Source organism: Fibrella forsythiae, assembly GCF_017353175.1.
Lineage (GTDB): Bacteria > Bacteroidota > Bacteroidia > Cytophagales > Spirosomataceae > Fibrella > Fibrella forsythiae.
This window is the reverse complement of record NZ_JAFMYW010000004.1, coordinates 438,626-451,621: the sequence shown is the minus strand read 5'-3', so window position 1 is coordinate 451,621 and position 12,996 is coordinate 438,626. Positions and strand designations below refer to the sequence as shown.

General features: G+C 52.8%; 11 protein-coding genes. 7 read left to right on the top strand and 4 right to left on the bottom strand.

The window, feature by feature from the left end; genetic code table 11:
• The first annotated feature begins 103 nt into the window (after positions 1-103).
• From glmS to J2I46_RS15980, 7 genes are all read left to right on the top strand, one after another.
• A complete protein-coding gene (gene glmS / locus J2I46_RS16010; RefSeq protein WP_207330041.1) occupies positions 104-1,957 on the top strand; it encodes a glutamine--fructose-6-phosphate transaminase (isomerizing) in 1,854 nt (617 codons plus the stop codon).
• Between the two features lie 157 nt (positions 1,958-2,114).
• On the top strand, positions 2,115-2,672 hold the full coding sequence (locus J2I46_RS16005; protein WP_207330040.1) for an RNA polymerase sigma factor: 558 nt from the start codon (positions 2,115-2,117) through the stop codon (positions 2,670-2,672).
• A complete protein-coding gene (locus J2I46_RS16000; protein ID WP_207330039.1) occupies positions 2,644-3,393 on the top strand; it encodes a hypothetical protein in 750 nt (249 codons plus the stop codon). Before J2I46_RS16005 ends, J2I46_RS16000 begins: the two co-directional genes overlap by 29 nt.
• Positions 3,394-3,401: 8 nt before the next feature.
• Positions 3,402-4,550, top strand: a complete 1,149-nt coding sequence (locus J2I46_RS15995; RefSeq protein ID WP_207330038.1) for a hypothetical protein — start codon at positions 3,402-3,404, stop codon at positions 4,548-4,550.
• 130 nt (positions 4,551-4,680) lie between these two features.
• Entirely contained in the window at positions 4,681-5,622 is a 942-nt protein-coding gene (locus tag J2I46_RS15990) for a fructosamine kinase family protein (protein WP_207330037.1), read from the top strand.
• Between the two features lie 80 nt (positions 5,623-5,702).
• A complete protein-coding gene (locus J2I46_RS15985; RefSeq protein ID WP_229379787.1) occupies positions 5,703-7,235 on the top strand; it encodes a TonB-dependent receptor in 1,533 nt (510 codons plus the stop codon).
• A gap of 98 nt (positions 7,236-7,333) precedes the next feature.
• Positions 7,334-7,999 (top strand): GNAT family N-acetyltransferase, encoded by a 666-nt coding sequence (locus J2I46_RS15980; RefSeq protein ID WP_207330153.1) that lies wholly within the window; start codon positions 7,334-7,336, stop codon positions 7,997-7,999.
• Positions 8,000-8,030: 31 nt separating this feature from the next.
• Here the strand turns inward: J2I46_RS15980 and J2I46_RS15975 are convergent, their stop codons facing one another.
• The 4 genes from J2I46_RS15975 to J2I46_RS15960 form a co-directional block, all read right to left on the bottom strand.
• Positions 8,031-9,911 (bottom strand): monovalent cation:proton antiporter-2 (CPA2) family protein, encoded by a 1,881-nt coding sequence (locus J2I46_RS15975; RefSeq protein ID WP_207330036.1) that lies wholly within the window; start codon positions 9,909-9,911, stop codon positions 8,031-8,033.
• A gap of 115 nt (positions 9,912-10,026) precedes the next feature.
• Positions 10,027-10,617, bottom strand: a complete 591-nt coding sequence (locus J2I46_RS15970; RefSeq protein WP_207330035.1) for an NAD(P)H-dependent oxidoreductase — start codon at positions 10,615-10,617, stop codon at positions 10,027-10,029.
• A gap of 55 nt (positions 10,618-10,672) precedes the next feature.
• Complete coding sequence (locus tag J2I46_RS15965; protein ID WP_229379785.1) at positions 10,673-11,983, bottom strand: cation:proton antiporter; 1,311 nt, start codon at positions 11,981-11,983, stop codon at positions 10,673-10,675.
• A 114-nt stretch (positions 11,984-12,097) separates the two neighbouring features.
• Positions 12,098-12,988: a YitT family protein gene (locus J2I46_RS15960; RefSeq protein WP_207330034.1), complete on the bottom strand. Its 891-nt coding sequence runs from the start codon at positions 12,986-12,988 to the stop codon at positions 12,098-12,100.
• Between the last annotated feature and the right edge of the window lie 8 nt (positions 12,989-12,996).

The window sequence follows — 12,996 nt, the reverse complement described above, 5'->3', positions numbered from 1 at the left end:
AAATGGCGTCTGTTGCTTGATAGCTTTCAGTTGTATAGCCAGGTACGTTCAACGTACATTCACCCACCAATTAATAACTGCTTACTGTTAACTCTTCACTGTTATGTGTGGTATTGTCGCCTATGTGGGGCATCGGGAAGCCTGCCCCCTCGTCATTAAAGGACTCAAACGTCTCGAATATCGGGGCTATGATAGCGCGGGCGTTGCCCTGCTGAACGGTGACGATCCGACGGCCCCCGGACTGCAGATTTACAAGAAAAAAGGGAAGGTATCGGCTCTTGAACAGGAACTGGTTGGTAAAGCTCTCCACTCAACCATTGGGATGGGGCATACGCGTTGGGCTACCCACGGTGAGCCTAACGACGTAAACGCACACCCACACTACTCCTTCCACAAAAAAATCGCGATCATCCACAACGGGATCATCGAAAACTACGCAACTATTAAGGAAACGCTGGTTCGCAAAGGGCATACGTTTACCAGCCAGACCGATACCGAAGTACTGGGCCAGTTTATTGAAGATATCTGGGAGAATGCCGGGGGGGGGCTGGAAGATGCCGTTCGGTCGGCCTTGCAGGAGGTTGTTGGGGCCTACGCTATTGTGGTGATGAACGCTGCTGACCCCACGCAACTGGTGGCCGCCCGTAAGGGCAGCCCGCTGGTAATTGGCGTTGGAGAGGGTGAATATTTCTTCGCGTCAGATGCCTCGCCCATTATCGAATACACGAAGGACGTTATCTACCTGAATGAATACGAGATTGCTACGGTAAAAGACGGTAAGCTGACCATCGTTACACTTGATAATGCCAAGACGACCCCCTACGTACAGAAGATTGAAATGGAGCTTGAAGCCATCGAAAAAGGTGGATTTGAGCATTTCATGCTGAAAGAGATTTTCGAACAGCCTCGTTCTATTGCCGATTCGATGCGCGGCCGCGTCAATGCCGACGAAGGGATGCTGCAACTCGGTGGCCTGCGCGATTACATGGACAAACTCGCCAAGTCGAAGCGGATCATTATCGTGGGCTGCGGCACGTCGTGGCACGCCGGTCTGGTTGCTGAATACATTTTCGAAGAACTGGCTCGCATTCCCGTTGAGGTTGAATACGCGTCAGAATTCCGATACCGGAACCCGATCATCAAGGAAGGTGATATCGTGATCGCCATTTCGCAATCGGGTGAAACGGCTGATACACTGGCCGCAATTGAACTGGCCAAATCGAAAGGTGCTACCATTTTTGGTGTTTGTAACGTAGTAGGTTCGTCGATTGCCCGAGCTACGCATGCCGGTGCCTACACCCACGCCGGTCCGGAAATCGGAGTGGCCAGTACGAAGGCGTTCACCGCGCAGGTAACCGTGCTGACGCTGATGGCGATAGCCGCGGCCAAACGGAAAGGTACCATTTCTGATACGCTGTTCCGGCAGTTGCTGGCCGAACTGGAGGCCGTTCCGGCCAAAGTGGAGCGGGTGCTGCAAAGCGCCGCGAAGATCAAGGAGATTGCCTACATCTTTACCTATGCCCGTAACTTCATTTACCTGGGTCGTGGTCTCAATTTCCCGGTTGCGCTGGAAGGTGCGCTGAAGCTGAAAGAAATCAGCTACATCCACGCTGAAGGCTACCCCGCCGCTGAAATGAAGCACGGCCCCATCGCGCTCATTGATGAAGACATGCCGATGGTAGTGGTTGCTACGCAGGACAGCTCGTACGAAAAGGTAGTGTCGAACATTCAGGAAGTGAAAGCCCGTAAAGGCCGCGTTATTGCCGTTACGACGGAAGGCGACACGCACCTGCCAACAATGGTCGATTTCGTGATCGAGATCCCGAAAGTGCACGATATTCTGATGCCGCTGATCTCGGTTATTCCGATGCAATTGCTGGCCTACGATATTGCGGTCATGCGCGGCCGCAACGTAGATCAGCCCCGCAACCTGGCCAAGTCAGTAACGGTGGAGTAGCGTCAAATAAACAGGGAGGTTTTAAACCTAACTGACGGTATAATCAACTCGAAAAGACCTGTAGGGCCACCCCTTACAGGTCTTTTTTTATGCCTCAGGCAACCCTCAGCATGTAAACTGTATTTCTATCAGCAGAAAGCGCCACAATACGAACGTAATGCTCCAACAACTGATCGACCAATGCCAGCGCGGGAATGCCTTTGCCCAGCGGCGATTGTATGACCAGTATGTAAATCGGTTGCATCGGGTGGCTTTGCGGTATGTCAGGGTTGAACCGGAAGCCGAAGAAGTGCTGATGACGGCCTTCCTAAAGATTTTCCGAAGCCTACCCGATTTTAGTTACCGTGACGATAACGGGTTCGAAGCCTGGATGCAGCGAATTGTTGTCAACGAAGCGCTGCTACATCTGCGATCGAACCGAACGTTACCGTCGTTTCAAACGGATGAGCTGACGGTAGAGCCGGTGGCTGATGGGCAACTGCCAGATGGCAAGCTGGATGCTGAGCAGATTTATGAACTGATTCGTGAATTGCCGCCGGGCTATCGAACAGTATTTAACCTTTACGCCATAGAAGGCTACACGCACCGGGAAATTGCCGGGCAACTCAACATCTCGGAAAACACGTCGAAATCGCAACTGAGCAAGGCACGGGCTTTACTACAGCACTTGTTAACCACGCACGGCTATGAACGAACAGCAAGGCAAACATCTTGACGAACGCCTCAGGCAGGCGCTGGATACGCTATCCGACGTACCTGCGCCGGGCAGTACGTTCGACGCGGGCAAATTCTGGGAGCAACTACGCCCTGAGTTGGCAGCGGAGACCGTTGTGCTGGTGTCAAAGCGAACGGGTCAGGTACGTTGGCTGGTCGCCGCGTCGCTGGTTGGTATGGCTCTGTTTCTAGGCTGGCTGCTACGCTCGACGCCAGCCCTAAACCAGACACAGATCAATCGGCAAACGGAGAAGGAAGTGGTCAAGCATGTTCCGATACATTTACGGGAACGTACCCAGCCGAAACAGACACCACTGATTGCCTCGTCACGAAGTAGGAAGCGAACTTCTGAAAGCCCCAAAGGGAATGTTGAAAAATCGACTGGTGTATCAGCTCATACTACAGACGCCACGAACAGTCAATTGACAGTGGCGACGGCCAACGTACCTGTCGATTTACCCGTTGCAGAAGCCTTGCCAACGGAGTTGACAGCGGTTCAGCTGCCGCCGACAGCAGTAACCCGAAAGGCCGTGCCAACGTACCCAAAACGCCGATTTGCGGTAGTTCATCAGAACGAACTGCGAGCCGAGGCTGAAACCCGTGCCAAACTCGAACGGAATGACCGATTTGTTCGGTTGGGTAGCGCACCAGTGAGCGACGCCCCGTTGCGGCCTATCGAGACAGCAGAAGAAAAAATCCGTCTGATTATTCCCCTTAACTAACTCGTTTTATGAATACTATAGTTAAAATGGCGCTGTTGCTTACAGGCCTGTCTGGCACCGCTATGGCTCAGCAACCCCAACTGACAGTCCCCGATAATACGCCCAACCGGAAGGAGCGGGCCGCCAGCTATGCCCTGCGGGCGCACCTGGCTATGCCCGGAAACCGCCGCAACTTCGAGGGACGGAGCCATATCGAAGTGAATCTGAGTAAGCAGGCGGCGCTGATTATCGGATTCAACCGCTACGCCCAGGTACGTGCCCGTCAAAATATCGATTCGGTGTTGAGGCTGTTTGTGACCGATTACGCCCAGATCAGGGATAGCACGGCTACAGGTACGTCGGGCCTGCGCTTCACGTACCGCCTTAGCCCCGCTGCCCGCGTCATTGACCAACGAGCTAGCCCTCCCGTTTTTACATCGTTCCAGTTTAACATTGGCGAGCCACCTGCGTTGCTTAAACTTCGGCAGGATACCTTGCGGGTGCTGTGGGAAAATCCCGGCCAGCGAACGACATACCACCAGTTTGCCGTGTATTTGCTGCTCAATTCTATCGATGACATTGCTCAATTGCTGGCCGAGGGAGGCGTAAATGCCCGGATACAAACGGCTTTGGATAATGTGCAGAACTACAAGAATCATGACCTTACCAACCCAAAAATGGCCTTCAATCTGGTGCAAACCAACCAGCGCGAGTACAAATTCATCAACCCCGGACTGGCCAGAAGTCCGTTTATTAGCCTACAGCCTGGTCTAGGTGTAGGGCTGATACGAAACCAGTTGGCTCCATCACTCAGCTTCAGCGCCGAGTTTATTCCGAGCCGGATTCACACCGTGGGGTATTCCGTGAATTACCTGTCTACGTTCTTTTTTCAGAATGCTGCTGACGGGCAGGCCGTACAACGTACTGATTTTTTGAACGTGGGCCTGACGTTCTACCACAGCAAATCCAATAGTCTTGAGGGCGATTTTAGTCGCGTGTTGGCAGGCTTCTATGTTGGTATTCCCGTATACAGATCGGGTAACCAGTTCGCTAAAGATGCCATTCGGTTGAGTGGTACAATGTATCAGAAAGGGTTTATCAAGGTTCAGCCGGAGATTTACATGAACGGCTTCTTCAAACAGGTGTATCCGGGTTTGCGTGTTGGTTTCGGGCTGTAACGTACCTGGGTTTGTGTAGCGCCGAAGCTGGAACCGGGCGGCGATCCGCTTCGGCGCTACACAAACCCAGCTTGCTTTAAACCGCTGGCCTCAATGCGGTGTTACTTCTGGGAACGGTACGGAAGAAAACATGCAATTTTGGGGTAACGAGCAGGCTGAGTTTTTTGAAGCTATTTTGTTTCAACACCTGGGAGAACCGGTAGAAGTGCTCGATACACAGTTTCTGAATGGGGGCGACATCAACACGGCGGCGCGGGTGTTTACGTCGCTGGGGACGTTCTTTGTGAAATGGAACCAGGCGAATCTGAGCGGAACCGGGCGGCAGCGCATTGACGAGGTAATGCCTGACGGTGACGAACTGTTTGCCGTGGAAGCCGCTGGCCTGGCACTTCTGCGCAGCGCGAACGTCATTCGGGTGCCTGCCGAAATCGGTCATGGCAGACAGGGCGATCAGGCGTATCTCATTCTGGAATACCTGGAATCGGCTACGGGTGGTTTACCGGGTGCCTCAGCCGTTTACTGGACAGTACTCGGCCATCAATTAGCCGAATTACACGCTCATACACAGCCGCAGTTTGGCCTCGATCACGACAATTTTATAGGTACGTTGGCGCAGTGTAATACACTGACGACCAGTGGTTATGACTTTTTCTTTGACCACCGACTATTGCCGCAGGCCGGGCAGGCGCTCTATAACGGTCTGCTCACCAAAGCACACTACGACGCGCTTTTCCGCCTTCGCGATCGGTTGCCCGAGTTGCTTCCAGCCGACCGCCCTGCGCTGCTTCACGGTGATCTCTGGACTGGTAATGTGCTGATCACTGAATCGGGCGAACCGGCGTTGGTGGATCCGGCTGTGTATTATGGGCTGCGCGAGGCCGAATTGGCTTTTACTCATCTATTTGGTGGCTTCGATGCCCATTTTTATGACGCTTATACCGAGCTGTTTCCGCTGGAACCGGGCTTTATTGAGCGCATACCGATCTACAACCTGTATCCGTTGTTAGTACATGTAAATCTGTTTGGGTCGGGGTACGTATCGGGCGTTGAACGGGTACTGAACCGTTTTTAGGCCATAGTCAACCCATTTTGCAGGTTTATTGTTCTTATGGTAAATGGTGTAATTTTGGTTGTACCACTTCGATCAGCACTATGTACGAAAAAAATATAGGCACTAAACAGAAAGCGTTGCGTCTTAACCTCGATCGTCGGATTTACGGCTCTTTCGCCGAAATCGGGGCGGGGCAGGAAACGGCAGCGATCTTTTTTAAAGCGGGTGGCGCGTCGGGTACGGTAGCAAAGACGATGTCTGCCTATGATATGACCTTCAGCGATGCGATCTATGGTACCGAAGTAAGTGGTAGGTACGTTGTTGAATCGCGGCTGATGAAGATGCTCAACAAAGAGTATAGCCTGCTTGAAAAACGATTGTCGGAAAAACGTGGTGCCGACACAACCTTCTTTGCGTTTGCGAATACCGTTGTTGCCCTGAATTACCAGAAAACAAACGAAGGCCACGGCTGGCTGGGTTGTCGCTTTCAGAGCGACCCGCTGTCGCCGCCCAATGATGTCGTTATTCACGTACGGTTGCTCGATAACGAGAACCTGTTGCAGCAGCAAACGCTGGGAATCATTGGGGTAAACTTGATTTATGCCTGCTTTTATTACGCTAAGGCGCCCGAAACGCTGGTGCTGTCGCTAATGGACGATCTGTCGCCCGAGCGTATTCAGATCGATACGATCCGGTGCGGTGGCCCTGATTTCGCGCATGTCGACAACCGGTTGATGAGCCTGTATCTGGTGAAGAACGGGTTCACTGATGCCGCGCTTTTTGGCCCCGACGGGCAGGTATTACAGCCGAAAGAAGCGCTTTACAAGAAAAATGTGGTGGTTATGCGCGGGCGGCTTCGTCCGGTAACCAATGTGCAGCTCGATATGATCGATAACGGGCTGAAGCAATTTCTGGAAGAGCCTGATGTAACGCAGGATCGGGTCATGATGCTGTCGGAATTGACCCTACACAACCTGAAAGCGAATGAACAGGGTATAGACGAAAAAGACTTTCTGGACCGGGTAGATATTCTGTGTGGGCTGGGCCAAACGGTGATGATCTCGAATTATCACGAGTATTACCGGCTGGTGGCCTATCTGTCGCGGCTCACCCGGCTCAAGATTGGTCTGATCATGGGCATTCCGAACCTGGAATATATCTTCGAGGAAGACCATTACAACTTCCTGCCAGGCGGCATTCTGGAATCGTTTGCCACGCTGTTTAGCCGGAAGGTAAAGCTGTTCGTGTATCCCACTTTCCGCAACGGGCAGATCTACACCTGCGCCCAGTTTCAGTTGCCACCGCACCTGGAGCCGCTGTTTCAGTATCTGAAAAGCAACGACAAAATCGAGGACATTACCGATTACAACGAGCAAAATCTGCACATCTCGACCGACCATGTGCTGGAAATGATTCAGGCGGGCGAAGATGGCTGGGAGGTAATGGTGCCCGCCAAGGTTGTTGATCAGATCAAGGCAAACTGCCTGTTCGGGTATCCGTGTGAGGTGGAGTACACGCCCATCAGCGTGCAAATTCAGCAGGCCGTTGAGCAGGGTGAATTACGCCCCGAGCCAACCAACGGCCAGCCGACTCCCCTTCCTTCGCCCGTTGCGTCAATCGTTGCAGCACAATAACAAGGCTCGGCGGGGCTATGCTGCTGCAGATAAGGGGGATAATAAGAAACTATAGCGTTTAGTAAACGAACCATGTATAGAGTTATACTTGTGTGATGATCGAACGAAGCAGGCTGGATCTGTTCCTTAGCCGGGGGTATTTCAGGATGCAGCAACAAGTGTTTACATGTCGCTATGTGTACTTCGACGAGGTACGTTATCCCGTACACTGGCTGCGTATCGTGCTCGCGGCTGTTTCGCTCGGTTCTAAGCAAAAACGCCTGTTCCGAATCAATGAGCGATTCGATGCCACGGTTAAGCCATTGGTAATTACAGATGAACTGGAGTCGCTATATGATGAGTACTGGAACAGCCTGGATTTTGATGCACCCTACTCCGTAGAGTCGTGCCTGCTCGAGGGGAGCCCCCGTACTATTTTCGATACCTACGTTATTGAGATTCGCGATCAGGGGAAGTTGATTGCCGCTGGCATCTTCGATAACGGCGATCAAAGTATTGCGGGTATCATGAATTTTTACCATCCGGACTACCGCAAGCATAGTCTGGGTAAATATCTGATGCTGTTGAAGATACAGTATGCCCAGCAGCAACATAAGGCCTACTATTACCCTGGCTATCTGATAGGGCAATACCCCAAATTCGATTACAAATTGTTTGCCTGCGAGGCGGCAACCGAAGTGTACGATGCGCTCAACGGCGATTGGCTCCCTTTTTCGTGGGAAACGGCGCGGGTGCTGGAATCGGCCAACCTGGAAGAGAGTTAAATAGCCAGGCAACGTACCTGGCCTATCGCTGTCAGTTAGTTCCTTTGGCTTCGAGTGCCAGCGTTGCATCGTCCCATCCCTCTTCGATGTGCAGGCTGGTGGCGTTGCGGTCGGCCTGAATGACCCGCTCAAGTTCGTCCATCGATTCGCGGGCGGCCATAAGGTATTCATCTTCGTTACGAATGGCGGATAGCCGCTTCAGTGTCCGTTCGTCGTGAATAAAGAACGTTTTGGCTGCCCGGGATGCTTCGTGCGCCCGGTGACCCAGCAACGTGAGCGCGTCGACGCCAAGGCGAAGGCTGGTGTCGAGGGTTTCGCGGTAAATGTGCAGCATACCGGCGTTCATCAGGTCATACGCGTCGTACCGGTTGGTAGAGCGAACGAGGATGTGCAGGTTCGGGAAGTGCTTTTTCACCGTTTCGATCAGTTCAAGCCTTTTTTCGGGATCGTTGATGGCGATGACGATGATTTTGGCTCTGGCCGCACCGGCAATGTCGAGCAGATCGTGGCGGCTGGCATCGCCGTAATACACTTTGAACCCCATTCGCCGCAGCCAGGTTACGTTGTCGCTGTCTACATCCAGCACGGTGGTTCCGACGTTGTTTGCCTGCAAAAAGCGACCAATCGTATTGCCGAAATGGCCGTAGCCGGCAATGATAACCGGGTTGTCTTCGGCGGCCACATCGCTTTCCCGGTCATCTTCTTTTTTCACGCCAAGGCGGGGTAGTATCAGCTTATCGTTCAGCAGCATAACCAGCGGCGTAAAGGCCATGCTAATGGCCACCACAGCCGTCATAATATCGGTCAGTGATTTTGGGAGTATGCCTTCCTGCGCCGTGAAACTGAATAAAACAAAAGCGAATTCACCTATCTGACACAGACCGAAGCTGAAAATCAGGTTCTGTTCGGTCGATAGGTTGAACGACCGGCCAATGGCCAGCAACACCAAGAGTTTACAGAGCATAATGCTCAGCACCAGGCTGATAATCAGCAGGGGGTTGGCCATGATCAGCTGAAAGTCGATGGAGGCACCAACGGCGATAAAGAACAGGCCCAACAGCAGCCCTTTGAACGGGTCGATATCGCTTTCCAGTTCGTGCCGGTATTCGCTGTTGGCCAGTACGACCCCCGCCAGGAACGTACCCAGCGCCGGGCTTAAACCAACAGTTGTCATCAGAACGGCAATACCGACCACCAGGAGTAGTGCTGTGGCCGTAAATAGCTCACGCATACCGGTTTTAGCTACAACACGGAACAGCGGAGGGGTCAGGTATCGCCCGGCAACGATAATGAACGCGACCGAGCCCAGCAATACGATGGGTTGCAACCAGACAGGCAATGAATCGATCAGGCTTGCGCTGCCGTGGTCACCGCCTGCCTGCGTAGCAGGGGTGGCGGTGGCGAGGAGTGGAAAAAGAGCCAGCATGGGAATGACCGCGATGTCCTGAAATAATAATACGGCGAATGAGCCTTGTCCGGCGGCGGTCTGCATCAGCCCTTTTTCGTTAAGTGATTGCAACACGATAGCCGTTGATGAGAGCGCAATGATAAGCCCCAGCACCAGCGCTTGCTGCCAGACAACGTTGAACAGCAGGGCCAGTCCACCAGTAAGTAGGGCAGTGGCCGCAATCTGAACGCCTCCCATGCCGAGAATCGCTTTGCGGAGGCGCCATAACCGGGATGGCTCCAATTCAAGACCGATGACGAAGAGCATCATCACAACGCCAAATTCGGCAAAGTGCATGATGTCGGTGCCTTCCTGACCAACAAATTGCAGACAGGCGGGCCCAATGAGTACGCCCGCCAACAAATAACCCAGAACGGAGCCTAAGCCCACCTTTTTGGCGATGGGAACCATGACAACGGCGGCGGCCAGGTAGACCATCGCTTGAAAAAAGAAGGATTCTTTCATGTTCGTGGAGTTATGTTAGGCTGTCATTGGGTGGTCGTTAATTGTTTTTGCGACAAATGACGCGAAGTAAATGGCCACTGAATGGCATGAATGACAGCGCATCGTAATGACAACTTTACCGTGTAACTAGCTCATTGATATACTGGATACCCTCAAAGTTGTCGGGCGTAAACCGATCGTTGGCCAGTGCTGATAGAACCGAGCAGTATTGGTTGCCGTATTCGGTCAGTTCATCGGCGGTAAGCCGGTGCGTTGCGTGGATGACGAAGGGGGGCAGGTACGTCATCTTGCACAGATGCGCTGTCTGATCGAAAGGAGCAAGAAACTGATTGATCGTGAAGCGATTGGTGCCTGTTGGCGTGTATGCCTGTCTACTGCCGCCACACGAAATGGCATTCATCATCGACTTTCCCGCCAGCGCATTTCCCCGTGAGCCGTAGGCCCAGTTATGTTCCAGCACCAGATCGAACCACTGTTTAATGATGGCCGGGCTGCTGTACCAGTAAAATGGATGCTGAAAAATGATAATGTCGTGACTAAGCAGTAACCGCTGTTCCCGCTCAACGTTGATATACAAATCAGGGTACTGCTCGTACAGATCGTTGATCGTTACGTTTTTCAGGTTTAAGCAAGCCTGAAGCAGGGTAGCGTGTATTCTGGATTTACTCAGGATTGGATGCGCAAACTGAAGTAATATGCGGGCCATGCTATCGGTTGCTAGTGGTAAAAATGTTAGCTTTAGTTTGCTCAGCTATTGACAATCAGTTGATTGGTTCCGTTTCGTCGGGCAAAGCGGCAGGGGCCATACGGCGATCAAGCCGTTTCATGACAGGCGTTGCGGATATGCCATGCAGAAATACAGACAGTACGATGATCCAGCCGGTTAATGCCCAAATCCGTGCGGAGTCGGCAAAGGCAGCCTGCTGTACCCCATAGGCTATGTAAAATATAGACCCGATACCCCGGATGCCAAAACTGGCGATGATCCAGCGTTTCAGGCCCTTGGCGTTGGTTTTCCACAAGGTGAGCCATCCAACCAAAGGCCGGATCACGAGCACGAGCAGTAAACCCATCACAGCATCCTGGACGGTCAGTGATTGCAGCAGACCTTCGGCAATTGCCCCGCCAAATAAAAGCAGAATCAGGGCAACAAGCAATCGCTCAATCTGGTCGGAGAAAGCGTGCATGTAGGTATGGTATTCGTGGGTACGTTCGTGATTCCGAATCGTGATGGCTGCTACAAACACCGCCAGGAATCCGTAGCCGTGAACAAGTTCGGTAACGCCATAGCTAATCAGTGTTACGGCCAGCGCAACAAACCCATAAGCAGTTGTTTTGATGCTGATACGCTGCGGCAGTTCAAAAATCAGGTACGCCAGTAGCCGCCCGGATAACCAGCCGCCCAATATGCCAACGCCAACCCGATAGAACAGGTCGAAAAGAAACCAGTGCGTTAGATCGACGGATGACATAGTTGCCGAATGTGCCAGCCCTATGGCCAGATACACGAACGGGAAAGCCATGCCATCATTCAACCCGGCCTCGGCGGTCAGGGCAAACCGTACCGTGTCTTCGCCTCCTTCGTTAGGGTCGCCAACCTGCACGTCGCCTGCCAGCACCGGGTCAGTTGGGGCCAGGCTGGCTGCCAGAAACAGGGCCGTAGCTACTGGCCAGCCCGCCCATTCCCAGGCCAGGAGGGTGAAGAGGGCAATCGTTACCACCATCGTCAGCCAGATGAGCCGGAGCGGAATGCGCCAGCCGCGTAAACTGAACCGCCGATCAATTTTAAGGCCCGTTCCCGTCAAGGCTACAATAACGCAAAGCTCGGTCAGATGCATGGTCAGCACCGGATTATTGAGTGGCAGCGGGTCGGGTAGTGCGAGAGGTAAGCGGTACAGGACCCAGCCACCAATGACGAACAGAATGGGGTACGACAGCGGGTGGTTGGCCAATAAAGACGGTAGCCAAGCCACCGCCAAAATGGCCAGAGCGACGATGACTAACCATAAATCATAACTAAACGAATCCATACCGATCAACTGCTTTAATAAATGATGGTCATTTGTAGTCATTATGCTACGCTGTCATTAGTTGCCATTAAGTAGTAATGGTCTGTCAGTTAATCCGTTGAAGTTAATAATACCCAACGGTAACCTGCTGCCAGCGCAGCGTAATGACCACTTGATTTAATGAAGTGGCCGCCCCTTGATCATCCCGCCTTTTGCATCGTCGATGCCGTGGTTGATCACGAAGGCGTTTTCGTCGATACGGCTGATGCTATCTTTAAGCCTGGTCAGTTCCAGGCGGGTCACTACGGCGTAAAGAATGCTGGTGTCTTCTTGCTGATGGCCGCGTTTGCCGTATCCTTTTTCGCCTTTAAACACCGTAACGCCCCGCCCCAGTTTCTCGGTAATCATGGTGCGCAGCGCCTGGTGATGTTCCGACACGATGATCACGGCGGTGTATTCTTCAATACCGTGAATCAGAAAATCGACGGTTTTAGAGGCGGCCAGGTACGTTAGCATGGCATACAGCGCCGTTTCCACGTTCAGCAGAATGGCCGCAGCGCCAAAGACCAGCACGTTGATGACCATGATCACGTCGCCAACCGTCAGAGCCGACCGGCGGCTAACCCAGATGGCCAGTACTTCGGTGCCATCGAGAACGCCCCCGCCCCGAATAGCGAGCCCGATACCGGCGCCCAGGAAAAAACCACCGAAGACGGAGATCAGGAGCTTATCCGTTGTGACAACGGGGTAAGGAACAAAAACCAGACATACGGCCAGCAGGCTGATGGCGATCGTGGTTCGAATGGCAAACCCACTGGATATTTGCCGATAGCCCAGCCAGATGAATGGCAAATTGACCAGGATAACCAGCAGGGCAAGTTGTACGCCCGTTGTGATTTCCAGTAACAGGGAAATGCCCATAGCTCCCCCGTCGATGAAGTTATTGGGTAATAAAAAACCGTTTAGCCCCATACCGGCGCAGAGCACACCCGCAACCAGGAAGGCGCCATCTTTCAGGCGGTGGAGGTTCGTCTGCGACGACGAGACCATCGTTTCTTGAGAAATCATGCTGTTGA

Bases quoted from the DNA above. Each gene is read 5' to 3' on its own strand.
- glmS (WP_207330041.1), top strand. From the start codon at position 104: ATGTGTGGTATTGTCGCCTATGTGGGGCATCGGGAAGCCTGCCCCCTC.
- J2I46_RS16005 (WP_207330040.1), top strand. From the start codon at position 2,115: ATGCTCCAACAACTGATCGACCAATGCCAGCGCGGGAATGCCTTTGCC.
- J2I46_RS16000 (WP_207330039.1), top strand. From the start codon at position 2,644: ATGAACGAACAGCAAGGCAAACATCTTGACGAACGCCTCAGGCAGGCG.
- J2I46_RS15995 (WP_207330038.1), top strand. From the start codon at position 3,402: ATGAATACTATAGTTAAAATGGCGCTGTTGCTTACAGGCCTGTCTGGC.
- J2I46_RS15990 (WP_207330037.1), top strand. From the start codon at position 4,681: ATGCAATTTTGGGGTAACGAGCAGGCTGAGTTTTTTGAAGCTATTTTG.
- J2I46_RS15985 (WP_229379787.1), top strand. From the start codon at position 5,703: ATGTACGAAAAAAATATAGGCACTAAACAGAAAGCGTTGCGTCTTAAC.
- J2I46_RS15975 (WP_207330036.1), bottom strand. From the start codon at position 9,911: ATGAAAGAATCCTTCTTTTTTCAAGCGATGGTCTACCTGGCCGCCGCC.
- J2I46_RS15970 (WP_207330035.1), bottom strand. From the start codon at position 10,617: ATGGCCCGCATATTACTTCAGTTTGCGCATCCAATCCTGAGTAAATCC.
- J2I46_RS15965 (WP_229379785.1), bottom strand. From the start codon at position 11,983: ATGACTACAAATGACCATCATTTATTAAAGCAGTTGATCGGTATGGAT.
- J2I46_RS15960 (WP_207330034.1), bottom strand. From the start codon at position 12,988: ATGATTTCTCAAGAAACGATGGTCTCGTCGTCGCAGACGAACCTCCAC.